20 protein-coding genes are annotated in these 26,388 nt (G+C 70.7%); 1 reads left to right on the forward strand and 19 read right to left on the reverse strand.

The features are described 5' to 3' along the window. Positions 1-121: 121 nt before the first annotated feature. The 14 genes from DSC45_RS24355 to DSC45_RS24420 all read right to left on the reverse strand — a co-directional run bounded on the left by DSC45_RS24355 (position 122) and on the right by DSC45_RS24420 (position 15,641). On the reverse strand, positions 122-784 hold the full coding sequence (locus DSC45_RS24355) for a response regulator transcription factor (RefSeq protein ID WP_119294072.1): 663 nt from the start codon (positions 782-784) through the stop codon (positions 122-124). Further along, the gene (locus tag DSC45_RS24360; protein WP_119294073.1) at positions 781-1,788 is read right to left on the reverse strand and encodes a sensor histidine kinase; all 1,008 of its coding nucleotides are present in this window, start codon (positions 1,786-1,788) and stop codon (positions 781-783) included. Before DSC45_RS24360 ends, DSC45_RS24355 begins: the two co-directional genes overlap by 4 nt. 138 nt (positions 1,789-1,926) lie before the next feature. Further along, positions 1,927-2,667, reverse strand: a complete 741-nt coding sequence (locus DSC45_RS24365) for a sigma factor-like helix-turn-helix DNA-binding protein (RefSeq protein ID WP_119294074.1) — start codon at positions 2,665-2,667, stop codon at positions 1,927-1,929. A 348-nt stretch (positions 2,668-3,015) separates the two neighbouring features. Beyond that, positions 3,016-3,918, reverse strand: a complete 903-nt coding sequence (locus tag DSC45_RS24370; RefSeq protein ID WP_119294075.1) for an aromatic prenyltransferase — start codon at positions 3,916-3,918, stop codon at positions 3,016-3,018. Between the two features lie 41 nt (positions 3,919-3,959). Then, entirely contained in the window at positions 3,960-5,231 is a 1,272-nt protein-coding gene (locus tag DSC45_RS24375; RefSeq protein ID WP_119294076.1) for a cation:proton antiporter domain-containing protein, read from the reverse strand. A 177-nt stretch (positions 5,232-5,408) separates the two neighbouring features. Then, positions 5,409-6,062, reverse strand: a complete 654-nt coding sequence (locus DSC45_RS24380) for an undecaprenyl diphosphate synthase family protein (RefSeq protein WP_119294077.1) — start codon at positions 6,060-6,062, stop codon at positions 5,409-5,411. A 117-nt stretch (positions 6,063-6,179) separates the two neighbouring features. After that, complete coding sequence (locus DSC45_RS24385; protein WP_119294078.1) at positions 6,180-6,944, reverse strand: helix-turn-helix transcriptional regulator; 765 nt, start codon at positions 6,942-6,944, stop codon at positions 6,180-6,182. Between the two features lie 435 nt (positions 6,945-7,379). After that, positions 7,380-8,696 (reverse strand): cytochrome P450, encoded by a 1,317-nt coding sequence (locus DSC45_RS24390; RefSeq protein WP_119294079.1) that lies wholly within the window; start codon positions 8,694-8,696, stop codon positions 7,380-7,382. Between the two features lie 13 nt (positions 8,697-8,709). Further along, complete coding sequence (locus DSC45_RS24395; RefSeq protein ID WP_119294080.1) at positions 8,710-9,621, reverse strand: aromatic prenyltransferase; 912 nt, start codon at positions 9,619-9,621, stop codon at positions 8,710-8,712. Between the two features lie 45 nt (positions 9,622-9,666). Beyond that, positions 9,667-10,740, reverse strand: coding sequence for a polyprenyl synthetase family protein (locus tag DSC45_RS24400; RefSeq protein WP_240434817.1), 1,074 nt, complete (start codon positions 10,738-10,740; stop codon positions 9,667-9,669). Positions 10,741-10,927: 187 nt separating this feature from the next. Beyond that, the gene (locus DSC45_RS24405; RefSeq protein WP_119294081.1) at positions 10,928-12,508 is read right to left on the reverse strand and encodes a class I adenylate-forming enzyme family protein; all 1,581 of its coding nucleotides are present in this window, start codon (positions 12,506-12,508) and stop codon (positions 10,928-10,930) included. A 286-nt stretch (positions 12,509-12,794) separates the two neighbouring features. Next, positions 12,795-13,952, reverse strand: coding sequence for a DegT/DnrJ/EryC1/StrS family aminotransferase (locus DSC45_RS24410; protein ID WP_119294082.1), 1,158 nt, complete (start codon positions 13,950-13,952; stop codon positions 12,795-12,797). 5 nt (positions 13,953-13,957) lie between these two features. Continuing rightward, positions 13,958-14,515 (reverse strand): cupin domain-containing protein, encoded by a 558-nt coding sequence (locus tag DSC45_RS24415; protein WP_119294083.1) that lies wholly within the window; start codon positions 14,513-14,515, stop codon positions 13,958-13,960. A gap of 58 nt (positions 14,516-14,573) precedes the next feature. After that, positions 14,574-15,641 carry a type III polyketide synthase gene (locus DSC45_RS24420; RefSeq protein WP_205571413.1) on the reverse strand — a complete coding sequence of 356 codons (1,068 nt, stop codon included), beginning with the start codon at positions 15,639-15,641 and terminating at the stop codon, positions 14,574-14,576. Positions 15,642-16,314: 673 nt separating this feature from the next. Between DSC45_RS24420 and DSC45_RS24425 the strand changes: the two genes are divergently transcribed. After that, positions 16,315-17,646, forward strand: coding sequence for a multidrug effflux MFS transporter (locus tag DSC45_RS24425; protein ID WP_119294084.1), 1,332 nt, complete (start codon positions 16,315-16,317; stop codon positions 17,644-17,646). A 346-nt stretch (positions 17,647-17,992) separates the two neighbouring features. On the opposite strand, the gene DSC45_RS24430 is transcribed toward DSC45_RS24425, so the two are convergent. From DSC45_RS24430 to DSC45_RS24450, 5 genes are all read right to left on the reverse strand, one after another. Then, on the reverse strand, positions 17,993-18,373 hold the full coding sequence (locus DSC45_RS24430; RefSeq protein WP_119294085.1) for a DUF3099 domain-containing protein: 381 nt from the start codon (positions 18,371-18,373) through the stop codon (positions 17,993-17,995). A 208-nt stretch (positions 18,374-18,581) separates the two neighbouring features. Beyond that, positions 18,582-20,300 carry a cytochrome bc1 complex cytochrome b subunit gene (locus DSC45_RS24435; RefSeq protein ID WP_119294086.1) on the reverse strand — a complete coding sequence of 573 codons (1,719 nt, stop codon included), beginning with the start codon at positions 20,298-20,300 and terminating at the stop codon, positions 18,582-18,584. A 405-nt stretch (positions 20,301-20,705) separates the two neighbouring features. Next, the gene (locus DSC45_RS24440; protein ID WP_162929337.1) at positions 20,706-22,256 is read right to left on the reverse strand and encodes an FAD-dependent oxidoreductase; all 1,551 of its coding nucleotides are present in this window, start codon (positions 22,254-22,256) and stop codon (positions 20,706-20,708) included. Between the two features lie 398 nt (positions 22,257-22,654). Then, positions 22,655-24,127 carry a nitrosuccinate lyase gene (gene pcaB, locus DSC45_RS24445; protein WP_119294088.1) on the reverse strand — a complete coding sequence of 491 codons (1,473 nt, stop codon included), beginning with the start codon at positions 24,125-24,127 and terminating at the stop codon, positions 22,655-22,657. Continuing rightward, entirely contained in the window at positions 24,124-26,259 is a 2,136-nt protein-coding gene (locus DSC45_RS24450; RefSeq protein WP_119294116.1) for an FAD/NAD(P)-binding protein, read from the reverse strand. The genes pcaB and DSC45_RS24450 overlap by 4 nt, the downstream gene beginning before the upstream one ends. Positions 26,260-26,388: the final 129 nt, after the last annotated feature.

A 26,388-nucleotide genomic window follows, 5' to 3' on the forward strand; every position in this document is an offset into this window, starting at 1 on the left:
GGCGAGGTGGCGGCCTAGGCGCGGCGCACGTGAGGAGGTACGACGTCCACCGGGCCGAGGAGGGACGGTGCGAGACACCGGTCCGGGCGGGGACGGGCCGGCGGCCGGGGCCGGCAGGCGGTCAGCGGCCCTGCGGTGCCACCAGGCCGCACTCGTAGGCGAGGAAGACGAGATGCGCCCGGTCCCGGGCGCGGAGCTTGGACTTGGCCCGCTTGATGTGGGTCTTCGCGGTGAGCGGGCTGATCACCATGCTCGCGGCGATCTGGTCGGTGGAGAGCCCGCGTGCGACCAGGCAGACCGTCTCGCGTTCGCGGGCGGTCAGCTCCCCGAGCCGCTCCGTTTCCAGGATGTCGAGGGGCTGGGTGAGCATCTGGTCGATCACCGTGCGCGTGACGGCGGGAGCGAGGACGGCCTCGCCCGCGGCGACCACCCGCACCGCGTGCCGTACGTCCTCGGCGTGACTGTCCTTGAGCAGGAAGCCCGCCGCGCCCGCGCGCAGTGCTTCGAAGACGTGCTCCGGCCGTCCGTAGCCGGTCAGCATGATGACGCCGACACCGTTGAGTTCGGCGTCCGCGGCGATGCCGCGGGCGACCTCGATGCCGTCGGCGCCCGGCATCCGGATGTCGGTGAGGACGATGTGCGGCCGGTGCGCGCGGGCGAGGGCCAGGGCCCGCAGCCCGTCGGCTGCCTCCGCCACGACCTCGATGTCACGCTCCGCCTCCAGCAGCGTGCGGAACCCGCTGCGCAGCAGGGGCTGGTCGTCCGCCACCAGCACCCGGATCACAGCACCGGGCCTGCGGGTAGTTCGGCCCGCACGGTGAAGCCGCGTGAGGTGCGGGGCTCCGCCCGGAAGCGGCCGCCGAGGGCGAGGACGCGCTCGCGCATTCCCGACAGGCCCGTGCCCCGGGGAGGCCGGACGTCATCGGCCGTCCGTCGACCGTCGTCGTCGATGGCGACGGCGACGGTCGCCTGCCGGTATTCGACTCTGACGCTCACGGCGCTGGCGGCCGCGTGCCGCATCGTGTTGGTGAGCGACTCCTGTACGACGCGGTACACGGCCTCGCCCACCGCGCGGGACAGTACGCGGGGCGCGCCGTCGACCGTCAGGGTCGCGTCGAGCCCGGTGGCACGGACCCGGGCGAGCAACTCCGGGAGTTGCTCGACGCCTTGGCAGGGGGTGTCATCGCGGCCGCGCAGCTCCGAGAGGGTGGCGCGCAGTTCGCGGGCCGCGTCCCGGCCGGCCGTGCGGATGGCCGGCAGGTGTTCCGGCACGGGGGCGTCGTGACGTCGCGCGATCTGCACGGCGGCATCGGCCTGCACGGTGATCACGGCGAGCTGGTGGGTGAGCGAGTCGTGGAGGTCGCGTGCGATGCGGCGTCTCTCCTGTGCGGCGCCGGCCTCGGCCGCCTCGTCGCGGGCTCGTTCGGCGTCGGCTGCCCGCCACTCGGCGCGGAAGCGTTCCACTTCGGCGTTCTCCGCCGCTTCCTTCGCCACGCGCACGGATTCCCGCGCCTGGGTCTCGAACGCCGACACGCGCGCGGCGGCGGCTCCGAGGTCGCTGCAGACCCGGCCCAACTGCCGCTCCATATCGCGGTGTTGTGCCGCGAGCTGACGCACCGCACGGCGAAGGACCGCGTTCTCGGCCTCCACACGCACGCGACGGCGTTCCTCGTCCGGCACGCGGTGGCGCTCGGGTCCGCTGGTCCTGGCGGGCGGCTGTGAGCGGGAGCCTCCCGTGGTCAGGCGGTTGCGCACGGTGGAATCACCCGTGGGGGGAGTGATCGTCATCCTGTCGCTTTCGTATGGGGGTGGGGAGTCTTCCCCGCTGTGTGCCGGACCGGCGGGGCGGATGCGGCCGGACACCGGAGGCCGTGAGGTGGGGCCTGGGCTGCGGCGCGGGGCGGCCGGAACCCGTAGGGCCACCGGTCAGCGCGCCGCGGGCACGGGGCCCCCGTCCACCGTCTCGGGGTGGTCGACCCATCTGAGCGTCTGGACGCGGCCGTCGACGATGTCGAACGCCGCGGCGCCCAGGACCCGTCCGTCGCGGTCGCGGAAGACGGCGCCCGGCCCACGGTCCACGTCCCGCGGTGCGAAGGTGATCCCTATGCGGGCCAGCGCCGGCACGATCACGGCCAGCAGGCGGTCCACCTGGTCGGCGCCCGCTGTCCGTCGCGGCCGGCCGGGCCCCGGCCCCGCACCGCCGCGGGACTCCACTGCGCCGACGAGCTGCCGGCACGCGGACTCTGAACAGCCCACCGCCGCCGCCACGGCCGGCCAGTCGCAGCCGAAGAGGTCCCGCAGGACGAGGACGGCCCGCTCCAGCGGGGACAGCCGCTCCAGCATCAGCAGGGATGCCGTGGACAGCGACTCCTCCAGGTCCGGAGCCCGGTCGGGGCTCTCGTCGCGCAGGTCGAGGAGCGGCTCGGCGAGCCACGGGCCGATGCCCGCTCCGCTGTCCGTACGCGCCGTGCGCAGCTGCTCCTTGGCGATCTGTGTGACCGCGGCGGGCAGGAACGCACTGCCGGACACCGGCTCCGCGGACACGGTCCGATAGCGCAGCCAGGTGTCGCGTACGGCTTGCTCGGCCCCGCTCGCGCTGCCCAGGATGCGGTGGGCGAGCTCGTACAGCAGGGGCTTCGACTCCTCGAACTCCTCGATCCGGGTCACGCAAGCTCCTTCACTCTGCCCACCACCGCGGGATCGGCGACGAGCATGTGGTGGGGTGTTGCGGCTTCGCGGTATACGCCGGCCCTGCCCCGGCCGTGCCGTGCTGCTGTCGGGTCCGATGTGAGCGGCGCCGTGCCCCGGTGCCCGGCCGGGGCAGGGCCGGTTCGGGATGCGGCGTCTTGGGTGCGGGCGCACGTGCCCGCCCACCGTGCGGGCATCGCAGGGGAAACATGCTGGTGGGCGGGCACGAGCACCTGCACACTCACCCTAGGGGCGCGGGCACGGTACGTCCCGTGCTCCCGAGTGGGGTTCGGGCGTATCTGGAGCGCAGCTCCAGTGACCGCTCCGTCAGGAGAAGATCCTCAACTGCGCTTCCATGGCCTGATGGTAGGAAGCGACGTCTACGAACTCGTCTCCGTCCTCTGTCCACTTGACGGCCGAGGCGTTCACCCGGGGGCCGTCGTAGGTGTACGGGGCCGCGGTCATGAACTTCTCGACGCCCGAAGGCAGTTCGGCCGGGAGCCGGTTCGGGTCCAGGTCACGGCTCGGCCGGGGGGCGAAGGAGATGCGCCGGATGTCCGAGGAGTCCCAGCTGAGCGTGGTGTAGATCCGGTAGGACTTCGTGGCGTACTGCACCATCTGCTCGTCCGGATACTCCACCCCGACCTCGCTGAGCATGGACCTGACGTCGTCCGCGTCCACGTCCCCGGCGATCGACGGCGGCAGCTGGAAGTACAGGTTCATCGTCCTGCGGCGCAGGTCGACTCCCATCAGCACGACGTCGGTGAGGCCGTAGCGGGCGAAGAAGCCGGCGTTGGCGGCGACGGCGTCGGGGACCGACGGGATGCCGGCGAGCCGGTCCACGCTCTGCGGGTCGTTCATGAACTGGGCGTAGAGCTTCTTGAACCCGCCGGCCACACCGCAGTCGATGAACGACTCCCCGACATCGATGTGCTCGCGGATGTCGCCGTACAGCCGACCGACGGGATGGTCGGTGTCGGCGGCGAACCCGTGCTCGACCGCGAGCGCGTACGGATCGTCGACGCCCGGGGTGACCTGCACGGTGTACTCCAGTTCCCCGCCCGGCCCACCGCCGACCTGGGTACTGAGAATGATCGGCCCCGATGTGAGGCCGTCCTCGAACGCGGTCAGGACCGCCAGGGTGCGTTCGCGGTCGAAGGGGGCATCCACCAGGCCGGCGGACTCCTCGATGGCCGCGCACAGTTGTTCGCTCGCGGGGCCTGTGGACATGTTCCCTCCCGGGAGTTGACGTCGTTCGCTGGTGGTGACGGTCAGACGGTCGTCTTCTCGAGGCCGGGTGCCGGTGACGTCAGCGCGTCCGGCTCGGGCCGGTCCTGATCGCCCGGCCGGCCGAGAATCCAGCTCAGCAGCGGCCCGGCCAGCGCGGTGGTGACCACCGCCATGACGACCATGAGCGAGTAGAGATCCTGTTGCAGGAAGCCCAGTTGCAGGCCGACGTTCAAGACGATGAGTTCGGTCAGGCCGCGGGTGTTCATGAGAGTGGCGAGCGCGGCGGACTGCCGCAACGGCATCCGGTTCAGGCGGGCTCCGACGAAGGCGCCGATGAACTTCCCGCCGACCGCGACGAGCAGGATCAGGCCGAGGGCTCCGAGACCGCTCATGTCGAGCCCGGACAGGTCGACCTTGAGCCCGGCCACCAGGAAGAACACCGGCAGCAGGAGTGTGCCGGTCATCTGGCCGAGGCGCTCCTCGACGTCGCTGCGCAGCTGCTCCGCGCCGGTGCGCGGGAGGATGACGCCGAACAGGAAGGCGCCGAAGATGTAGTGCAGTCCCACCCACTCGGTGACGGCGGCGGAGAGCAGCAGGCCGGCCAGGATGGCGCCGAGGTTGGTCGTGGTGAGGCGCAGGTTCGGCCGGCGGGCGGCGTAGCGGCGCAGCAGCGGACGCAGGACGAAGAGCATCCCGATCAGGTACGGGACGGCGAGCAGGATTCGCCACTGGTCGGGCCCTGCCGATCCGCTGAAGGCCACCACGGCGGCGAGCAGAGACCAAGCGAGGACGTCGTCGATCGAGGCGCAGGCCAGGGCGACGACACCGAGCGGGGTGCGGGACATCTTCCGGTCGGTGAGGATGCGGGCCAGGACCGGGAAGGCCGTGATCGACATGGCGATGCCCATGAAGAGCATGAAGCTGGTCCGGTTCTCGGTCCCGTAGTCGTCCATGAGATAGAGCGCCAGGACGAGACCGAGGCCGAAGGGCAGCAGGATGGAGCTCAACGACACGGTGGCGGCGAGGCTTCCGCTGCCGCGGATCATCGTGGCGTCCCACTCCAGGCCGACGATGAACATGAAGACGGTGATGCCTACGGCGGCCAGGGCGCTCAGCAGCGGCTGAATGTCGCCGGGAAAGAGGGCGTCGGAGAAGGCGCCGTTGAACAGGGTGGGGCCGAGGGCGATACCGGCGAGGACTTCACCGATCACCGCGGGCTGTCCGAGCCGGCGGGCCAACAGGCCCAGGAGGCGGGCCAGGACGACGATCGCACTGAGGCCGACGAGGAGTGAGGTGGTCTGTTCCGTGGTCATGGATGCGTCTCCGGAAACCGGTGGGGCGGGGGACGGCGGAGGCGGCCGAGCAGGCCGGCCCGCTCGACTCGGGCCTGTTCGGGCCGTTCGGTACGGGGAACACGAAGTGCCCGCGTCGGGCCACCAGGAGTTCGGTGGCCCGACGCGGGCACTTCAGGCCGCGAGAGCGGCGACGGCTCAGACCGGGTAGACCCCGTAACGGCGGTCCCGCTTGCGCAGGTCGGCGAGTGCCTCCTCGAAGTCGGACCGTTGCATGTCGGGGAAGAGGACCTCGCTGAAGTGCAGTTCGGCGAACGGCGACATCAACGGGTAGAAGTTCGACAGGCGCGTGTGCCCGCCCGGACGCATGACGTAGTCGACCGGCTCCGGGATGTAGGCGTGCTCGGCGAGCAGCTCCTCGGTGAGGGCCGGCACCTTGCCGTTGAGCTTGTTGAAGATGGTCAGGAGCTCGCGGGTGAGAGACATGCCGAGAATGAAGTGGAGGGTGTAGGGCGCGTTCTTGTCCGAGGTGTCCCGCAGCTCCTCCAGTTCCTTGAGGTAGCGCTCGGGCACCAGGTCGAGCGCCCCGGAGAACTCGAAGTTGAGGTTGCCGTGGACCCGGCGTGCGACGTCGTTGAAGGCCTCGAGGAAGGTGACGACCGCGGCCTCCGGCCGGTCGTAGTTCTGGGCGGAGTTGGTCGCCACGTAGAGCTTGGTGAACCCCTCCTCCCGGGCCCATCCGGAGAACTCGACGAGCTTGTCCGCCATATCGGAGTAGCCCTGCTCGAGCGTCAGGCTGTGCGACTGGGAGTAGCGGCGCATGCCGTCGGGAAGCAGCAGCAGATTGGCCACGGTGATCTCCTTCGATGACGTGATCTCGGATGCGGCCCGGGTGGGGCCCGTGCGGTCGCCCTGAGGCGCAAGCTGTCAGGTGTGCGGGGCGGCAACGGCCCGCGGATACACGGTCGTTCAGGCCGCCGCGGGCAGCAGCTGGTCGATGTCCATGGCTGCCGAGAGGATCGGGGGACGGCTCCAGTCGAGCGGCGCGAGCGTCATGTCGACGAGCGATCCGGCCCCGCCCGACACCTCCACCGGGCCCACGGTGGCCGCCAGCGCGTCGGGGTCCGGGCCGACCGCGCGGGCGGGCCGGGCGCTGTGGGCCACCGCGTGGATGTACCAAGTGCCGGTGGGCACATCGGCGAGAGTGAAGCGGCCCGATGCTCGCACGTTGCTCCAGCGCACCGGTGAGCCCTCCAGGATGGCGCCGTCGTATGCGCCGACGAAGACCGATGACAGGTCGCTCGCGGGGGCTCGCAGTGTCCCCCGCAGCGAGCCCGTGGGCCGCGGCGCAGCCGGCTGCCCGGGTGCCGGCTCGTCCTCGGCGCCGGTGAGATCGGGGGTCTGTATCGCGGGGTCGAGGGACAGCCGGCGGTACTGGGTGGGTGAGATGCCCACTGACGCGGTGAAGCGGCGGGTGAAGCTGCCGGTGCTGCTGTAGCCGACCTGGGCCGAGACGTCGGCGACGGTCACCGAGGTGCTCAGCAGCAGGCGCTTGGCCTCCTGGAGCCGCACGGCGGTCAGGAAGCGGCCTGGGGTGACGCCGGTGACGCGGGTGAACACGCGCAGGAAGTGGAACTTGCTCACCATCGCGCCGCGGGCCAGATCGTCGAGGCTCAACGGCTCCCAGTACCGTTCGCGGATCGTGCCGACGGCGTACTGCACTACGTGCTCCATCACAAGCACTCCTGATCGCGATCAAGTGGCCGGTGCCGCAGCCGGAGATCTGACAGGCGGGCAGCGAGCGGCAGGACTGCATGTCCTGTCGGAGCCTGCGTGCCTGGCGTGGACGACGCCGGCGCGGCGGCTTGGGAAACCGTTCGGCAAAGACTTCCCGGCCCGTGGACCGTCCGAGGACTCCGGCCACTCGGACGGCGGACAGCGGGACCGGATTCCGCACGCTAGGAAGGCCGCGTCGGGCTGTCAATCACGGTCCCCGGGGCTTGTGCCCCACGCTCGCCTGACCATCAACACCCCACTGAGCAGGGTGTTCTCACACTCGCCTGTCGTTCACCGGATGGTGGCGGGCTCCCTCTCCATGCACATTCCGGGCACCTGCCCCTGCCCTGCGACCGCCCGCGCAGCGAGGCTCGAGAAAGGCGGCAGCAGGGTTCAGGCGCAGCGCGAGTCAGGGCGTCGGCGGGCCCGCGGAATCATGACGAGCCGGTGGGGGTGCAAGGTGGTGTCCGCGGCCGGACGGACCCGGGTTCCGGGACTGACGTCCAGGGACCATTCCCGGAGCACCTCACCGAGGATGACGACGAGTTCCTGCCAGGCGAAGGCCTCGCCGACACAGCCCTTGGCGCCGATGCCGAACGGAATGTACGAGGCATCGTCCGCGCTGGGCCGGTGGGTGAGCCAGCGGTCGGGGTCGAAGCAGTCCGGGTCACGATGGTGCGCCGGATCGCGGTGCAGCAGGTACGAGCTGAACAGCACCTGGGTGCCGGGCGGAAGCAGTTCGTCGCCCAGTGCCACCTCCCGCAGGGTGCGGCGGCAGGTGATCCACACCGGCGGATACAGACGCAGGACCTCCATCAGGAAGCGCAGGGTGTAGTCGGGCGAACCGCCGGTGCGGCGCCGGTCGGTGACGGGGCAGCCGCTGCCCGCGGCGTCCTTGAGCAGCTGCCGTTCGGCATGCGGGTGGGTGGAGACCAGGTGGAAGGCCCAGGACAGCACCGACGCCGTCGTCACCGTGGCGGCGGTCAGCATCATGACCGCCTCGTCGCAGATCTGCTCCTCGGTCAGGGCCGGACCGCGCCGGGCGCCGTCGTCGTCGTCGAGGAGCTGCGCCAGATAGCCGCGGGTCGCGCGGGGGCAGGGCTCCCGGTCCGCGACACAGGCCGCGATCAGGCGGCGGAACTCCTTTCGGGCGTGGACCAGGGTGCTGGATGCACCCCGGTGGTTCGCGAGGGCGGCCGCCGTGCCGTACAGCGGCTTCTTCATCATCTCCCAGGACAGGACGGCGAGTTGAGCGGCGAGTCGGCGGGTGCGTGCTTCCGGCAGGGTGCCGAGCAGGGTCCTGATCGCGATCGTGCTGGAGATCGTGCACATCTGCGCCTGGACGTCCACGGCCTGTCCGGAACGCCACGTCCCGATCGTCTGCCGGACGGTCCGGCGCATGGTGGCGGCGTGCTCCGTGGCCGCCGCGTTGCTGAGCAGCGGGTGGGCCAGTCGGCGGTAGTGCCGGTGCGCGGCCTCGTCGTCGGTGAGCAGTCCGGCCCTGCTGAGGTTCCGGGCCTTCTGGAAGAGCTCGCCCTTGCCGAAGTCCTTGTGCGCGCCTACGAGTATCTGCCGTACGAGTGCGGGGTCGTTGACGAAGACGGCCGGGGTGCCGTCGACGACGACGGGGCTGGTGGGCCGGCCGGTGAAGTGGTCCTCGATACGGTCGAAGTCGAAGACGGGTGCCGTCGGGGTGACTGTCGTTTCCATGGGAATCCCGCCGTCAGATCGCGGGGGTCACGGCGTCGGCGGACGGCATCAGGTCGAGCCGGCTGCGCGACTCGAACCGGAAGTACGTCTGGAGCTTGTAGTACTCCTCGCCCGAGGCGGTCATGGCCGCGTAGACCATCTTGGGATCGCCGAGGCCGTAGCGCACGCTGCGGGCGAACATCTCGATCTTCGGACCGAGCCGGCCGGGCAGTGCCAGCGGGTCGTGAGTCTTCACGCTGAAGGAGATGCGTTCGACCTTCGGCGAGTCCCAGCTCAACGTGGCATAGAAACCGAAGGAGTTGGCGCAAAAGCGCGTCATCTGCTCGCTCGGTTCCGGCAGGCCTACGGCGCGGTGCACCTCGCGGACGGCGTCCGGCCGGCGCAGTTCGGCGGGGAAGTCGGCGAAGTACAGGTTGACCGTGCGGCTGCGGTAGTCGACGGCGATCAGGTCGACCTTGTCGTCGAGGCCCCGCTCGGCGAAGAAGTCGAAGTTCTCCGTCAAGCTCACCGGCATGGACGGCAGATCACACAGCGCGGACAGCTTCTGGTACGCGTCACCCGGGAAGTAGGCCCAGATCTTGCGGAAGCCGCCGACGACGCCGAAGTCGACCCCGTAGCTGTCCACCGGGCAGACGGCTTCCACGTCCGCCAGCACACGCTCCGCGGGGTGCCCGCTCTCGACGTACAGTCCGGTCGTACGGGCACGGGCATAGGGGTCGATGGTGCGCGGCACGGTGAACCGGCAGTCGAACTCGCCCTCGTGCCGCTTGTTCGTCGCGACCCGGAAGGCGACCAGTGCGTCGTCCAGGGCGTCCTCGTAGGCGCCGAGCACGGGCAGCACCCGGCTTTGCGACACGGGCACGCCGAGGATGGCTGCCGAGTCCTTGACCCCTGCGTACAGCTCTGTCAGTCGGGTTCTGGACATTGCTCCTCCAAGCGCCTCGTCGGGTGGCATGCCGTGCGTCGCGGGTCAGCTGTCGCGGAACGCGGCGCGTACGGCCATGTCACGCAGCACGTCGCGCCACACCGGGTCCATGGGGGCGTCATCGAGAGCGTCGCAGCCACGCTCGACGAGACTGGCGATGTACCTCTCGACGTTCTCCTGCACACCGGTGTCGAGGAGTCGGCGGCGCACCTCGTCGGGGGTGTGGCCCGGTTCCGTGATGAGGCTGCGGATGCGCTCGTCGCGCTGCATCGCCCAGCCGAGCAGCAGCGTCATCTTGTGCTGGGTGAAGTCCAGGCCGGTGGGCTTGCCGGTCCGGGCGGAGTCGCCGAACACGTCCAGCAGGTCGTCGCGCAGCTGGAACGCCTCCCCCACGGCCTCCCCGTACTCGGCGAACGCGGGCGCCAGGTCGGCCCGTCCGGCGCCCATGGCTCCCATGACCAGCGGCCGGTGGATGGTGTAGCGGCCGGACTTGATCACCGCGATGAGCCGGGAGAGGCGGGGATCGACCGAGAACTCGGCGGCCGCCGCCACGTCCAGGTACTGGCCGATGATCACTTCGGAGCGGAGTTTCTGCCACTCCTTGCGGGCGGCGGCCGGCCCGAGGGAGACGAGGTCGTCCGCGTACACCAGAGCGAGGTCGCCCACCAGAATGGCCACGCCCTCGCCGAAGCGGCGCGCTTCGCCCTGCCAATCGCGCTCGGCGTGCCGGCCGGCGAAGACGGTGTGCACGGTCGGCTTGCCGCGCCGCTGGCCGGAGTCGTCGAGGACGTCGTCGTGGATGAGGGCGGAGACGTGCATCATCTCGAGTCCGCTCGCCGCTTCGACGATGCCGAGGCCCTCGGGGTCACCGCCGGCGGCGAGCCAGCCGGTGAGGCAGAACGCCGGCCTGACGCGTTTGCCGCCGGACATGACGAGGGAGGCCAGGGCGTCCAGAGCGTCGGTCGCCCGGGGGTCGATGCCGTCGGCGTCCGCGCGCTGCTCGGCGAGGAAGGAGCTCAGCCGCTGCTCCACCCGTTGCATCAGGTCGTCGGTGCGACGCAGCGCGTCAGCAGCCGGATCCTGGTCGGTGCGGTGCCTGGAGGTCACATGGGTGAGCACTGCATAGCTCCTTGGGCGAAGGTCCTTCGGGCGGTGGCCGGCGTTCTGGCCCGGGCATGGGGGCGGGGAGCAGCGAAGGGGGGAAGGACGCTGCTCCCCGCGGACAAGGGCGAGGCCGGTGCGTCCGGGAGCCGGCCCCGCCGGTCTTTGAGGGCCGGCGCCGTTTTTGGCGCCGGCCCGTGTCGGGTCAGGCCTGCAGCTGCTTCTCCAGGCGCTGGGCGAGTGCCACCCGCTGCACCTTGAGCGTCGCGGTGCGCGGCAGTTCGGCCTGTGGGAACTGCACCGGGTCGGCGAGCTGCGGGAAGCCGGCGGCAGCCGCACGCCACCGTTCGCGATCCAACGGCCGGTCGTCGACCGTGCAGATCACCGGTACGGGCTCGGAGTTGGGGCCCTGCACCACGACCAGCTCGCTGAGCTCGTCGAGTTTGCCCAGCATCACGTCCTCGATCTCCAGCGAGCTGCGCACCCCGTCGATCATGTCGATCTCGCGGTCGAGCATGTGCAGACAGCCGAACTTGGTGCGGTAGCCGACGTCGCCGGTGTGCCACCAGTCGCCCTGGCGGTTGGCGTCGTACCGGTCCTGCTCGGCGAAGTAGCTCTTGGCCAGACCGTCCCAGGCCACCTCGATGTAGCCGGGGTTCGCCTCGGACGGGGTCTCGCCGTTGCGGCTGACGACGCGGACCTTGGCGGCTCCCTTGGGCATCGCCCAGCCCACGCAGCGGCCGTTGGCCTTGTGGGCGGAGTGGCGGAAGTAGGCGCGTCCGACGGCCGGTCCCACCTCGCTCTGCCCGTAGATCTGGAAGAAGAGGGCGCCGCGCCGGCCGGAGGCCTTGAGCAGCTTGCTCATGGTGCCCGGGTGGATCGCGTCGAAGGTGCTGCTGAACACCTTCACGGAGCCGAACGGCGCGCGCGGGTCGTCGGCCAGACCCTCCCACTCCATCAGGGAGTTGGGCAGCGCCTCGATGAACGCCGGGCGGTGTGTGATGAGTTGCTCGGCCACGACGGCGGGGTCCGCCTCGCGCATGAGCAGGACCGGGTACTCCTTCAGCAGCGCGAGGGACATGGCCGCGACCATCCGCGAGTGCACGAACGGCACGTGGATGGCGACGGTCTCCTTCTTGCGCATCAAGGAGAGCAGGCGCCACTGCGGCAGCAGCCGGATGCCCTGCGTACGGGGAGTGTGGACCACAAGCTTGGGGATGCCGGTGGTTCCGGAGGTATGGGTGATCACCGCCGCTTCGTCGATCGGCCGGACCACGGGCCTGACGCGCGGGGAGCCGGCGAGATCGGCGAGGGCGACGGCCCCGGGCCGCTCACCGGACGCGCTGAGCACCCGGCGGGTCAGGTCGGCGAGCGGCACCGCGGCCAGTACGTCCAGTTTGGCCCCGTCGGTGAGCAGCGTGGGCTGGTCCACCCGTTGCAGCAGGACGCGCACGGTCTCCGCGTCGAGGGCCGGGGACAGGTTCACGACCACGCCGCCGATCCGGGAGACCGCGGCGGCCAGCATCCAGTGGTCGGCGTTGGCCGTCTTGTAGATGACGACATGTTCGTCGGGACGGACGCCGGCCGCCCACAGGCGGGCCGCGAGGTCGTCGACGTGGCCCGCGTACTGCGACACCGTCAGGTGCCGTCCCACCTCGGGCAGGACGCCGAGATCGTGGTCGAGGGTGATCGGCGTCGACGGGTTCACGGCTGCCGCCATCTCCGGCAGGAGACCGATGTGCAGACCGCGCTTTTGTATCGATCGGTAGGCTGTGGAGCCCTTCATGGGCACTTCTCCTTCTGGCACAGGGCGGCCGGTCGCGGCACGATGCGGGCTTCGCTGCGCGGCAGGCCGGTGTCGTCGTTACGGCCGGACGCTGCGCCGGCCGGGGACCGGGCCGCGGCCGGTGGGTGCGATGCGGGTGTCGTGCAGGTGCGCGCGCTCCCGGGCCCCCGTCCGAGGACGGGGGCGTACGGCTCGCCCTTGAGCCCACACGGGACGCGGCGGGTCCAGGTCGCTTCGCCCGACGACCCGGGACCCGCCGCGCGCCGGCCACGCCGGGCCGTGTCGCTCAGGCTGCGCGCGCCCCGGGCGCCACGTGGTTGTGCACGGACTTGCGTACGGCCTGGACGACCTCCTCGACCTGGCTCTCGGTCAACTCGGCGTGCATGGGGATGCCGAGATTGCGCCGGAACAGGTCGGCGGAGACCGGACACACCTGCCGGGACTCGAACGCGGGCTGGACGTGACTCGCCCAGGTGCCGTGCAGGCAGCCGATGCCCTGCTCCCGCAGGTCGGTGGCGACGGCCGCCCGGTCGACGCGCGGGTCCAGGGTCACGATGTAGGACTGCCAGGCGTGCGTGCGGTCGTCGGGCACGTGCGGCACGGTCAGCAGTTCCTCGTCGGCGAACAGTTCGGCGTAGGCGTTCGCGACGCGGTTGCGCCTCTCCAGCAGCTCCCCGATCCGGCCGATCTGCACCTGGAGGATCGCGGAGGCGATGTCGGACAGTTTGAAGTTGTAGCCGATCTCGGTGAACTGCGGCACGGGCAGCCCGATGACCTGCCCCTGGTCGTAGATGCTGCCGATACCGAAGGACGCGAGCCGGCGTGCGTGCGCGCCGATCGCGGGATCGGCCGCGATGAGCGCGCCGCCCTCTCCACTGGTCGCGCCCTTGCGGCCGTGGAAGGACAGGCAGGCCACCTCGGCCAGCGAACCCGCCTCGCGCCCCTGGTAGGTGGCGCCCACCGCACAGGCGGCGTCCTCCACCAGGAACAGCCCGTGCCGGTCGGCTATCGCCTGCAGTTCGGTGTAGTCGGCGGGCATTCCGACGGTGTCGACGGCGATGATGCCGACGGTTTTCGGGCCCACCAGGTCGGCGACCGCCTGCGGGTCCACGGTCGCGGTGTCGGCGCGGACGTCCGCGAACACCGGGGTCGCGCCCACGTAGCGCACCGCGTGAGCCGGTGCGGGGAAGGTGTAGTCGGCGACGATCACCTCGTCACCCGGTTTGACGCCGAAGGCGATCATCGCCACGTGCAGGGCCGCGCCGCAGTTGCTCAGTGCGACGGCGTCGCCCGCGCCGTAGCGCTCCCTCAGGAGGGTCTCCAGGGCCTTGCCCTGCGGCCCTTGGCCGGCGGGCCATCCGGAGGCGAACACTTCGGCGACGGCGGCGAGTTCCTTTTCTCCGAGGCTGGCGTGCACCAGCGGGATCCTGTCTACCTTGCTCATGTTCGTCACACTCCGCGCGCGGTGGCCTGCTGGGGTACGGAGACGGCGGGCGGGTCGTAGCGCAACGGCGTGATCTGGCCGACGTCGTAGCGCTGCCGCATCTCGTCGATGGCGTCGGGGTCGATGCCGTCGCCGGAGGACCAGAGCTTGGCGATCTCCTCGAAGTAGAGCTCGTGCACGGGCGAGGGGAGGCACTGGAAGAGCATGCGGGCCGGGTGCTTCGACGCGTTGCGGAACGCGTGCGGGGTCTTCGGCGGCACGAACATGCTGGCGCCCGCGGTCGCGCGGACCATCTTGTCCCCGGTGGGGGACTCCCACTCGTGCCAGTTCTCCTTCGTGCGCTGCGTCGGCTCGAAAGCCAGCAGCTCCAACTCGCCGTCGAGGACGTAGAAGAACTCCTGTGCGTCCCCGTGTACATGGGCACCGACGTCGAAGCCCGGCGGTACGACCACCTCGAAGATCGAGACGGAGGAGCCGTCCGCCTCGGTGGCCTTGAAGGTCACCTCCTGGGCCTTCGTGATCAGCTTGCGCCCCTGCCCCGGGGGGAGAATGAGGCCAGTCATACGGTTCCATTCCTTCGTCTGTTCGGCCTGTCGTCCATGGGTGGCGGCGGCACGGTGCTCAGTCGAGCTCGTCCGGCGCGTCGACACTCCAGGTGCCCAGGGCCATCTCGGCGGTGATGCCGGGGCCGAAGCCCGCGATGAGGCCCTTGGCGTCGGGGCTTGGGGCGTCTTCCTCGAACAGGCGGCGGGCGGCGTCGAAGACGACGGCGCTGGCGATGTTCCCGTACTCGGTCAGGGTCGACCAGCTGTGCCGGAAGACCTTGCGGTCGACCTCGAGGAACTTGGCGAGGTCGTCGAGAATGCGCGGTCCGCCCGCGTGCACGATGTAGAAGTCGAGGTTGCCGGCGTCCCAGCTGTGGTCCTTGGCGAACTCCCGCAGTACGGGGGCCAGTGGCTCCATGGTGCCCGGCACGCGGCGGTCCAGCTGGAAGTGGAATCCGGTGTCCCTGACCGCGTAGGAGATCCAGTCCTCGGTGTTCGGGATGAGGTAGGAGGCGTTGCGCTCCAGCTCGATACCGACGCCTCCGTCGCCGCGCACGACGGCGGCAGCGACCGCGTCGCCGAACAGTCCGTCGGACAGCAGCGATCCGATGTCGTCCGCGTCGGGCTGGTAGCACAGCGAGCACAGCTCGCACGAGACGATGAGGACGTTGCTGCCGGGGTGGGCCGCGCAGAAGTCGTGGGCCCGATTGACCGCGGCGCCGCCCGCGGCGCATCCCAGCTGGGCGATGGGTATCTGGCGGGTGTCCGACCGGAATCCCATCTTGTTGATCAGCCAGGCGGTCAGCGACGGCATCAGGAAGCCGGTGCACGATACGTAGATGATCGCGTCGACGTCCGTGGCCGCCACGTCTGCGTTACGCAACGCCTCCTCGATGACCGGCGGCGTCCAGCGCTTGGACTCGACCTCGTAGATGCGGTTGCGTTCGGTCAGCCCGGGGTGGCCGAGTGTCTTCTCGATGGGCTGGACGATGTGCCGCTTCTGCACACCGGTGTTGCGGATGAGGCGTAGGGCGAGCGGGAGTTGGGGTTTTCCGGCATGAGCCTGCTCGGCGAACGCCAGCGTCTCGTCCAGCGTGATGATGTTGTCCGGCGCCAGCACGGCGGGCTTGCACAGCCTGGGCATATCTGGCCTGCTTTCTCGAGAGTCTGCCTTGAGGACGTGTCGGGTCTGCGCGTGCCGGTCCGGCACCGGCGGCGTCTCGGGTCGCGCCAGGTCGCGTCCGACCTGGGTGAGGTACGGCACCGGATCCGTAGCCGGGACCGTGTCGACATGGCCTGTCGGGGGTCTCCACGGCCCGCTGAGCGCGAGGGAGTTCAGGACGGCGTGCGGCCGGTGGCCTGAAGCCCGCGCGGGCGTCCCGCAACAGCTGAGCGGACCGGGAACACCGATGGTGTTCCCGGCCCGCTCAGGTGTGCGGAATGGGCGTGAAGAGGATTTCCGGACCGGCGGCTTCGTCGCTGCCGCCCGGTGGTGGATCTCGCGCTCGAATCGCGGCCCGAGATGTTTTCGGGCAGGAGAGGCGTGCCGGAATAGTGACACGGTCGAGAGTTCCACGCCAAGGGAAGCAAATTGTGACCTGGATCACTTGAGCGGAACCAATACCGTGCGCCCGGCGGAACTTGAGCTTCCCTCTATCCGCACATCACCCAAGGGCCGACCCTCGGACACTCTTCAGCAGGTCGGGGCGGGGGCACCGCTCATCGCTTGTACACGCCACCGATTCCCTGCCCGTTCTGTAGGACACAGCTGTCAGCATCGGCGGCGGACACGTATCGAAACTGGACGCGGAGGGCTCATGTCTCAGCACGCCGAGAATGCCACCGTCGAGGGCGTGCCGGCGCCGCGTAAGACGCAATCCGCGACAGCGCCACCGGGCACCGGCACCGCGGCCGCCCGGCGTCGCACGAGTCTCCTCGTCACCTTCCTGCTCGGAGCCCTGGCCGCGGTACCGCCGTTGTCGATGGACATGTACCTTCCAGCGCTCCCCGAGGTGGCACACACCCTCGGGTCCGACTCGGCCACGGTCCAACTCACCCTGACCGCCTGCCTCGTCGGCATGGCCGTCGGCCAGGTCGTGGTCGGCCCGATGAGCGACAAGTGGGGGCGTCGGCGTCCGCTGCTGACCGGCCTGGTCACCTACGTCCTCGCCGCGGCCATCTGTGCGTGTGCACCCAGCGCGGAGCTCCTGATCGGGTTCCGGCTCGTCCAGGGACTCGCCGGGGCGGCGGGCATCGTCATCGCCCGCGCCATGGTGCGCGACCTCTACGACGGTCTCGCGATGGCCCGCTTCTTCTCCACTCTGCTGCTCATCTCCAGCCTCGCCCCGATCATCGCCCCGGTCATCGGCGCGCAGGTCCTGCATGTCACCGACTGGCGCGGCATCTTCGTGGTGCTCACCGTGGTCGGCATCGCCCTCACCCTGCTGGTCTGGCGACGCCTGCCCGAGTCCCTGCCGCCGGAGAAGCGGCAGAGCGGGGGCGTGCGCTCGGCGCTGTGGGTCATGCGCGGCCTGTTCGCCGACCGTGTCTTCACCGGCTACATGCTCACCAACGGCTTCGCCTACGGTGCGCTGTTCTCGTACATCGCCGCCTCGCCGTTCGTCATCCAGGAGGTCTACGGCGCCTCGCCGCAGACGTTCTCGCTGCTCTTCGGCCTCAACTCACTGGGTCTGATGGCCGTCGGACAGATCAACGGCAGGCTCCTGGTCGGCCGCGTGAAGCTGGACAAGGCGCTCGGCTGGGGCCTGGCCATCCTGCTGGCCGGCGCCGGCTACCTGCTGCTCGTGACGACCGGGGTCCTCGGCCGCATGGGGACGCTGCCGCTCGCGATCGGCCTGTTCGTCATGATCTCCTCGCTCGGGCTGATCCTGCCGAACACCAACGCCCTGGCCCTGATGCGCACGCCGCACGCGGCCGGCTCGGCCGCCGCGCTCGTGGGCACCTCCTGCTTCATCATGGGTGCCATCGCCTCGTCCCTCGTCGGCGTCGTCGCCGACTCGGCCGTCCCGATGGCCATCGTCCAGCTGACCAGTGCGGTGACGGCGGCCGCGTCCTTCGTACTCGTGTGCCGACCCTGGCGCGGCGACGAGGCGACTGCGACGGAGACCGGGACCGGGACGGACGACTGATCGGCGCCGTTCGTCCGCTGTCGTCCCGGTCGCCTCGCAGGGACCGGGACATCCGCTTGTCCGCGGATTCCTGAACGGTTGCCGCGGCATCGGACGACTGCGGGACGCCCCGTGGGTGGCGGTCGTCCGTTCCTCGGGCCTGCGCGGTTCGGTACGACCCGACGCTGCGCGATGCGGTACGACCTTGCGAGGGTCGCTGCGCGCCGCTGCCCGCGCCTGCAGTTCACGCGGGGACGGCCCGCACGGACGACGGGTGAGTGGGTGGACGCTGTGTGAGGGCCCGGGCGGTGGGTGAGTGCGCGTCAGGGCGAGCCACACGAAGCTGACGGCGCGGAGGGCTCCACCCTCAACCGGCCGCGGAGCGCTCAGGTTCAGGTTCAGGTTCAGGTTCAGGTGGCAGGATCAACGTCGGTTCGAGGACGACGGGAGTGGCGGGGGCCGGAGCGGCCGCGGCGAGTTCCGGGCGGGCTCCACGGCCTTGACGCCATCCGGCCTGCGCGACCACGACGGCTATGTACGGGATGGCGACGGCGCCGACGAGTGCGGCGACGGCGAGGACCGGCCAACGGTCCCAGGTGAGGGCCATGACCACGACGCAGACGCTGCGGATGAGCATGGCCACGATGTAGCGGCGCTGACGGGCCCGCACATCCTGCGTCAGGCTCGTGCGGGCGCCGGTGATGGATTCGGCCGGGGGGCCGTCCCGGCCTCTGGGTGTGCGGCGCATCGGGGACCTCCGTCGTCGCTGAGGCGTGTCGGCCGGACGCACGCCGGGCAGGACGGGCCCTCAGAGCCCGCCTCAGTGCCGCGGCCCGCGGCAGACGCACCGCGGGAAATCGTCGTTGCTCAACTCCTTCGACAATGCGGCGACGCGGGTGGGACGTCCCCTGCACACCCGCGTCGCCGCACACCGACCTGGCCCGCTTCGACCGGGGTCAGCGCACCTGCTGGTCGTGTTTGACCAAGGTGTCCGGCTCCTCGCCTTCAGCCGGACCATGGCCGTTCACTGCCGGGGGGTGCTCCGCGTGGTCGAAGTGCTCGATCGCCTCGCGCATCTGCGCCCGGGTCGGCTTGGCGACCTGGTTGCCGTACAGCCAGCGGCTGAGCCGGTAGCGGATGCGTTCGCTGCGGTTACGCGGATTGGGGATGCCGCTCTCGTCCTCCGTCTCGGGGGCCGGCAGCGGCTTGTAGGCATGCCGGTCCAACAGGGTGAACTCCTGGCTCCGTGTCAGGCGCTCGTGCCCCTCGACGAACTCGCCGTGCGGCAACCGCTTGATCTTTCCGGTCTCCCGGCCGTGCAGGAGCTTGTCGCGGTCGCGCAATTGCATCGCCAGACAGAGTCTGCGGGTGATGACGTAGGTGAGCGCCGGGACGAGGAACACCCCGATCCGTACGCACCACGTGATCGCGTTCATCGACAGATGGAACCGTTCGGCCAGGACGTCGTTCGCACCACCGAAGAACAGCACGAGGTACAGGGACACGAAGGAGATGCCGAAGGCGGTCCGTGTGGGATGGTCGCGCGGCCGGTCCAGGAGGTGGTGTTCGCGCTTGTCCCCGGTGACCCAGGCCTCGAGGAAGGGCCAGCCGGCGATCACGATCATCATCACCGTCGGCAGGATCACCCCGGGTACCAGAACACCCATGTTGATCGTGTAGCCGCCTGGGATCGTGAACTGCCAGGAGGGGAAGGCGCGCAGAGCCCCCTCGAGGAAGCCCATGTACCAGTCGGGCTGGGATCCCTGGGAGATCTGATCGGGGCGGTAGGGGCCGTACACCCACACCGCGTTGATCTGGGCGACGGCCGCGAGGATCGCGATGACACCGGTCACCAGGAAGAAGAACCCGCCGGCCTTGGCCGTGTAGTGCGGCATCAGCGGCTGGCCGACGACGTTCTTCTCGGTACGGCCGGGGCCCCTGAACTGCGTGTGCTTGTGGTAGAAGACCAGGATCAGGTGGACGGTGAGCAGCGCGACGATCAGGCCGGGCAGCAGCAGGATGTGGAAGCTGTAGAGCCGTGGGATGACGTCGGTGCCGGGGAACTCGCCGCCGAAGAAGAACATCTGCGCGTACGTGCCGACCAGCGGAATGGCCAGGGTGATGCCCTCGGCGATGCGCAGGCCGGTTCCGGAGAGCAGGTCGTCGGGCAGCGAGTAGCCGAAGAATCCTTCCAGGGTCACCAGGACCAGGAGGATGAAGCCGATCAGCCAGTTGGCCTCGCGGGGCCGGCGGAACGATCCGGTCAGGAAGTGCCGCAACAGGTGCAGGCAGAGCGCACCGATCATGAGCAGCGCCGACCAGTGGTGCAGCTGCCGGATGAGCAGCCCGCCGCGCACCTCGAAGCTGATCTCGAGGGTGGAGGCGTAGGCCTGCGACATGGTCTGGCCCTGCAACGGGGCGTGCGGGCCGTGGTAGACGGTCTCCGCCATGCTCGGGTCGAAGAAGAACGTGAGGTAGACGCCGGTCAGGAGCAGCAGGATGAAGCTGTAGAGCGCCACCTCGCCGAACATGAACGACCAGTGGTCGGGAAAGACCTTCCGGATCAGGAACTTGAAGTTGTAGAGCCCCAGGCGTGAGTCCCCCCAGTCCGCCAGGCGTTCACCCTTCCCGGCCGGCGTGCGCGTGCTCTCGGGTGCCGTGTCGGTCGTGCTCATGCTCCCGCGTCCTCCCCTCGCCGCTCGGCTGTGATGGGCAGCCCCGCTCCCGGTCGTGAACCGGCGGGAGCGGATTCGGCCTGCTGCGGCGCAAGTCGGCCTGTACCCATGGGCGTTGGGAACGGTAGCGAGTTTGATCTAGGGGTTACAACCACGCTCGAGTGAGACATCTGCCCAGGTCCGAGCGTTTCTCGAGCGTTTCTCGAGTGTTGCGGTGTACGGACGGGACGCACGGCATCCGCGAGGGCCGGCAGGTCCGCGCGAGGACCTTCTGGGCACATCTGACGCCACCTCAACTCTGAATCGTCACGGCCTGGTTGATGCCCCCGCGGGCAGCATCGTGCGTAGCGTTCGGCCTCGGGTCGTCCTGTGTCACGTGTGGCAGAGGGCGTAGCGATGACTACGTCACCTTCCTCTTCCGTCGCCGGTGGGCAGGGCGGACGGCCAGTTCGCCGAGGTGCCTCTGGACTGCGACAGGCGCGAGCCGGCCGCGACCCCGATCTGATACGTGGCCGGGGTGCGCGGGCGTCGCCGGCGGGCACCCGCCCCGTGCGTCCTGCTCGGCGGATACTGCGACGCGGGGTCCTGCACCGGCGCCGCGGCGCCGCGCACGGCGGCGCCGAGCAGCAGGGGCCAGCTGGCGGCCCCCGGGAAGACGCCCGTCTGCACCATCGCGAGGAGCCGCGCCGCGGCTCGTGGGTCGGTGGGTGCCGCCGCGCACTGCAGGGCCGTGTACTTCTGGCCGAGCCGCGCGGCGAGGTCGGCGTCCGCGCCGCGCTCCGTGCCGAGGCGGCGGGTGCTCAGGCGCCAGGCGGGGGCCAGGGCGTGTGCGAGGGCGCGGCGCAGCCGGTAGGTGATGCCGACGGCCGTGCCGTGGCTCGCCAGCATGTGCTGAAGCGTCAGGGCGCATTCCACGGCGATCGCCATGCCCTGCCCGTGGGCCGGATCGACTGCGGCGAGGGCGTCCCCGACGACGAGGAACTGGTCGGGCCAGCGGCGCAGCTTCTCGTAGTGCCGCCAGCGGGTGCCGAGGGCGGCTTCGCCGTAGACGGGGCCGAGCGGTGTGGCGGACTCCAGCACCTCGCGCAACAGCGGATGGCGCAAGGCGCCGGCGGCCCCGATGAACTCGTTCAGGTCGGCGGGCGGCGCCGCTCCGTCGCCGAGAGCGAGCGAGACCGACCAACGGCCGCCCTCGATGGTGTGGAGCATCCCTTGGTGCGGCTCTCCGGGCGCAGCCATGAGCAGCAGGCCCTTCCAGTCGGCGACATGGCCGACGGGTGGGGCGAACATGGCCGTGGCGTAGGAGGTCCTGGCTTCGCCGGCCGTCTCTTCCGGGGCCGGGTAGCCCATGTCCGCAAGCCACTGCGGGGCGCGTGAGGTGCTACCGGTGGCGTCGATGACGAAGTCGGCGGTGAGCAGGCGGGGTTCGGACCATCCGCCGTCCTTCTTGCGGTCCCGGGCGCGCACCAGGACGCCGGTGACGGTGTCCTGGCGGCCGGGCCGGAGTCCGACGGCCTCGTGCTGCTGGAGAAACGTCACCTTCGGGTCCCCGCGTACGCGGTCGCGGATGACGGAGTCGACCAGGTCCCGGCTCGCGCTCACCATCGTGGCGTCCGACGTGGTGCGGGGCAGCCACCCTCCCGGGCCGAGCAGCAGCAGGCCGTCGGACATGGGTATGTGCTCCGCGCCGGCTCGGGTCAGATCACGGACGATGCCGGGGAAGAGCCGCTCCAGGCCTCGGTGGACCTCGGGCATGAGGGCGTGGGGATGGCGGGCCTGGGCGACGCCGCGGCGACGGCCGGGGCCGCGCGGCACCCAGTCGCGTTCGATGACAGTCACCCGGTCCATGAGGACGGTGAGGGCACGCGCCGCGGTGAGACCCGCGAGACTGGAGCCGATGACCACGGCATGGCCGTGGCCGCCACTCGTACCTTCGGGATTCAGGTGCGTACTCAACTCGGCAGCCCCCTCCCTGTCGTTGGTGTTTGCATCATGGGCCGCCCCGGCAGACTCGAGGGCTGTCAAGAGGGCGCACTGGAGCAGGTCTCCAGCGGGTCGCGAGGGGGGCTCGAGCGGCGGGCTCCCGGGCGGGCTGCCACGGCTCACACGGGCGACGGACACGTGGGACGAGTACGTGGGACCCGGTACGCGAGAGCCGCACATGAGAACCGATGCACGAGAACCGGCACATGAGAGCCGGCACATGAGAGCCGACGCGTGGAAAAGGGCGCGCGCTCAGCCCGCGTCAGGGTGTTCGCGGGCTGAGCGCGCCTCCGGGCGGTCGCGGGTCTGCGAACGCGTCACGGCGCTCGCGGGTGGCGAGCACGATGGCAGAGCGGGCGGGCGTGCCGAGGTCAGGTGTCAACGGCGCCCGGTCGTACGGGACTCGAGCTGTCCCCTGCCCCCTGGGCCGGCGGTCGCAGCGCGCGGTCCACCAGCGCACCGGCGGCCCCGGTGTAACCGGCCGGGTCGAGCAGGGCGTTCACCTCGTCCACGTCCAACAGCCCCTTGATTTCCGGCACTTCGGCCAGTACGTCGCCCAGTGGCCTGCCGGCCGCGGTCGCCAGGTGGGAAGCCTCGGTGAGCAGTTCCCTGGCCCGGGCCTTGCCCAGCCGCGGCGCCAGTACCGCGCAGACGCGTTCGGAGACCAACTGCCCGCCGGTGGCGGACAGGTTGGCCCACATGCGCTCGGTGTGGACGGTCAGCCCCTGCACCAGTTCGACCGCGGTGTGCGCGGCGCCGCCGGTCAGGCGGAGGCACTCCCGCAGTGGCTGCCACTCCGCGTGCCAGACGCCGGCGGACCGCTCGTCCTCGGTCGGAAGACTCTGCAGCAGGACCGTCGTCAGGGCCGGCACCTGCAGCGAGGCGGACCGGATCAGCGTCGCCAGGACCGGGTTGCGCTTGTGCGGCATGGCGGACGAGGTGCCGCGCCCCAACCCCCCTGCCGGTTCGGACACTTCGCCGATCTCGGTGCGGCTGAGCACCAGCACGTCGACGGCGATCTTGCCGAGGGCTCCGGCCGCGTGGGCGAGCGCCGACCCCAGGTCGGCGATCGGGGTGCGCAGGGCGTGCCAGGGCAGCACGGGGGCGGTCAGTCCCGTCTCGGCGGCGTAGGCGTCGCCGAGACGGTCCAGTACGACGGCGGGATCGCCGCCGTCGCCCGCGTACTGCAGATAGCCGGCCAGGGTGCCGGCCGCCCCGCCGAGGGACGCCGGGAGTCCTGCGTCGAGCACACGGTCGAGGCGCTCGAGTGCGTCCACGACGAGCCGGTGCCAGCCCGCCGCTTTCAGCCCGAAGGTGGTCGGCACGGCGTGCAGCGCCAGGGTGCGTCCGGCCATGACGGTTTCCCGGTGGGCGGCCGCGAGGCCGGCCAGGGCGTCCGCCGCCGTGCGCAGATCAGCGGTGATCAACCGCAGTGCGCGGGCCGCCACCAGCATGGCGCCGGTGTCGAAGACGTCCTGGCTGGTGGAGCCGCGGTGCACGTACTCCGCCGCCTCCGGCGAACGCTCGGCGACCACGGCCGTCAGCGCCTTGACCAGACAGACCACGGGATTCGCGGTCTCGCGGGCGGCCAGGGCCAGTTCTCGCACGTCCAACAGGTCGGCGCGGGCGGCCGCCGTGATGGTCTCGGCGGCGTGCGCCGGCACGGTGCCGTACCGGGCCTGGGCACGGGCGAGGCCGGCTTCGGCGTCGAGCATCGCCTGGAGCCAGGCCCGGTCGCTCACGGCTGCTTCAACGGGGGTGCCGGCGCGCACCGGCGACAGCAGCCCCTCGTCCAGATGGCATGCGGCCGCCCGCGTCGCCGGAGCATCGTGCACGGCACTCATACGCCCGCCTTCGCACTCGGCGCCGACGCCCGGTCCGCGCCTGCAAGCTCACCTGCTGGTTCGACGAACTCGCTTCTGTGCCAAGGGAGTTCGGGGAGGGCGAGCAGCGCGGCGGCGATCGCGTCGGAATCCTCGAGGGTGACCGAGCCGACGCCGGGCCGGATCCCCGCCGCGGTGACCCAGTGCACGGACTCGGTGGGCACCCCGTAGGCGAAACGCCGCGGGTGGGGCGCATCCGTCGCGTCGAGCAGGTGGTAGGGCCGCTCGGACACGGCCAGTCCACCCGTCTCGTAGTCGTCGGATCCGCTCGGGTCGACGCCCGGCACACGGTGCGTGGTGCACTGGCCGGTGCGCAACAGGTGCTGCATCAGCGGATCCCCGGTGCGCCGCAGGTCGATGTCGGGCAGCCGCGCCTCGATGAGCACCGTGGCCCGTACGCGGACGTCCAGCAGCTCGCTCGAGGTGCCGACGAAGCACGCGCCCAGCGGATCGTCCTCGACGGCATCCACTTGCAGGCCGGGCCCGGTGACTTCGAGGATGCCGGCGTCGATCAGCGCGGTCATCTCCTCGATGCGCGAGACGGGCGGGCCGATGGACAGGAAGGCGTTCAGAGGGGTGTACCAGCCGTCGAGGTCACGGCGGTGGGAGGCCGCGGTCAGTCCGGCGTGGTCGATGGCGAGCCGCAGCTCGTTGCGCAGGTCGCGCAGGAGGTCGAGCGCCGCCTTGAGCGGGCCGGTGACGTTGCCCTGCCGGGCCAGCCGGACGTCGTCGTCCAGATAGGCTCGCAGCCAGGCGCGGAAGTCGGACCGGTCGCGGAAGGAGAGGTGGCCGAAGGGCCGCGCCACCCGCTCCCAGTCCCACCGCTCCGCGGCGGCGAAGCCCTCGGCGTCGAGCAGTGCCTCCTCCTCCGCGTCCGGTTCGGCGTCCAGGAAGCTCTCGACGAACTCCTCGACCCGGTCGGTGTGCGCGCCGCGCTGGGTGAGCACTCCCGCGTAGTAGACGCTGCGGACCTCCTTGGATATCAGCGGCCACAGGTCCTCGGCGAAGTCGATGGCGCCGCGGTCCGTCGAGCGGGCCCGCAGGCTCGCGATGTAGCCGGCGGTGAGCAGGCGGGGGAAGTAGCGTCCGTGGGCGCCCTTCTCGTTCTCACCGCGTGCCTGATAGGGCACACCGCGGCGCGATCCGGCGTACAGGCGCGGTTCGCGGCCCGACGGCCGGTAGACGACGCGGCCGCCGCTGCGGGTGAAGACACCTCCGCGCCCGTGGGTGAACAGGGCGAGATAGTCGAAGAAGTTGAGTCCGAGCCCGCGCAGCAGGACGTGTTCGCCCGGTGCCACACCGGTCAGGTCGACGTCGGCCGGGTTGGATGGTGCCAGATAGGTCAGTTGGTGGCGTACGGCGAACTGGGCCATCGTCTCCTCGGCCGCAGTGGGCCGGGCGGGCACATGTCCCTGCGCGAGGACCACGGCGGACAGGCCGGTGAGCCGGGTGCCGTCGTCGAGGACGACCGTCTGGGCGCCCTCGCGCCCGGTGTCCTTCTCGTCCTCGAGCGCCACGGCGCGGTGCGGGTGGGTGCGCACGGTCACGTGCACCGCGGCCCCCTCCACGACCTGGTCGAAGGCCCAGTTGAGGTAACTGCCGTACAGGGCGCGCGTGGGATACGTGTCCGGGCCCAGCCGGCGTGCGTCGGCGAGGACTTCCTCGCCGTACCCGCCGTCGGGTACGGAGCCGAGCGTGCCCGACACCAGGGACCTGGCCCATTCGTACAGGCTCGGGCCCTCGTCGAGCGGACCGTCGATCCGCACACTCGCATCGGTGTAGACCGTGACCTGCGAGGCCACGGTGTTCATGAGTAGATGCCGGGACTGCGCGGGGCGCCAGACCCGGCCGGCTCCCGGCGGGTCCGGGTCCACCACGTGCACGGTGATCCGGTCCCAGCTGGGCGACTTGTTCTCCCGCGCGCAGAGCCGTTCGAGGACCGACAGCCCTCGCGGTCCCGCGCCGACCAGACAGATCTCGACGTGCGCCGCTGCTTCACCTCCCCCGTTCCAGCCAAGGTTTCGGGGATGGGCCGCCGTCGCGGGCGGACCTGCGGTGAGACCGACGCTTCCTGCGTATTCGCTGCCATGCATACCGTCCACAGCGCCTCCTTCCTCCGCCACAGTCGGGGTAGCTGCTCAATCGGAGCTAGGTGGCCGGTGGAAACCCACTCGAGAAATGAACGCAGGCGAGTATCAGCGGACCGCGAGTCGAGTGTGGCT

Origin of the sequence: Streptomyces sp. YIM 130001 (genome assembly GCF_003574445.1) — a bacterium.
Lineage (GTDB): Bacteria > Actinomycetota > Actinomycetes > Streptomycetales > Streptomycetaceae > Streptomyces.

Bases quoted from the DNA above. Each gene is read 5' to 3' on its own strand.
- DSC45_RS24360 (WP_119294073.1), bottom strand. From the start codon at position 1,788: ATGACGATCACTCCCCCCACGGGTGATTCCACCGTGCGCAACCGCCTG.
- DSC45_RS24370 (WP_119294075.1), bottom strand. From the start codon at position 3,918: ATGTCCACAGGCCCCGCGAGCGAACAACTGTGCGCGGCCATCGAGGAG.
- DSC45_RS24375 (WP_119294076.1), bottom strand. From the start codon at position 5,231: ATGACCACGGAACAGACCACCTCACTCCTCGTCGGCCTCAGTGCGATC.
- DSC45_RS24385 (WP_119294078.1), bottom strand. From the start codon at position 6,944: ATGGAGCACGTAGTGCAGTACGCCGTCGGCACGATCCGCGAACGGTAC.
- DSC45_RS24390 (WP_119294079.1), bottom strand. From the start codon at position 8,696: ATGGAAACGACAGTCACCCCGACGGCACCCGTCTTCGACTTCGACCGT.
- DSC45_RS24395 (WP_119294080.1), bottom strand. From the start codon at position 9,621: ATGTCCAGAACCCGACTGACAGAGCTGTACGCAGGGGTCAAGGACTCG.
- DSC45_RS24405 (WP_119294081.1), bottom strand. From the start codon at position 12,508: ATGAAGGGCTCCACAGCCTACCGATCGATACAAAAGCGCGGTCTGCAC.
- DSC45_RS24410 (WP_119294082.1), bottom strand. From the start codon at position 13,952: ATGAGCAAGGTAGACAGGATCCCGCTGGTGCACGCCAGCCTCGGAGAA.
- DSC45_RS24415 (WP_119294083.1), bottom strand. From the start codon at position 14,515: ATGACTGGCCTCATTCTCCCCCCGGGGCAGGGGCGCAAGCTGATCACG.
- DSC45_RS24420 (WP_205571413.1), bottom strand. From the start codon at position 15,641: ATGCCCAGGCTGTGCAAGCCCGCCGTGCTGGCGCCGGACAACATCATC.
- DSC45_RS24425 (WP_119294084.1), top strand. From the start codon at position 16,315: ATGTCTCAGCACGCCGAGAATGCCACCGTCGAGGGCGTGCCGGCGCCG.
- DSC45_RS24430 (WP_119294085.1), bottom strand. From the start codon at position 18,373: ATGCGCCGCACACCCAGAGGCCGGGACGGCCCCCCGGCCGAATCCATC.
- DSC45_RS24435 (WP_119294086.1), bottom strand. From the start codon at position 20,300: ATGAGCACGACCGACACGGCACCCGAGAGCACGCGCACGCCGGCCGGG.
- pcaB (WP_119294088.1), bottom strand. From the start codon at position 24,127: ATGAGTGCCGTGCACGATGCTCCGGCGACGCGGGCGGCCGCATGCCAT.
- DSC45_RS24450 (WP_119294116.1), bottom strand. From the start codon at position 26,259: ATGCATGGCAGCGAATACGCAGGAAGCGTCGGTCTCACCGCAGGTCCG.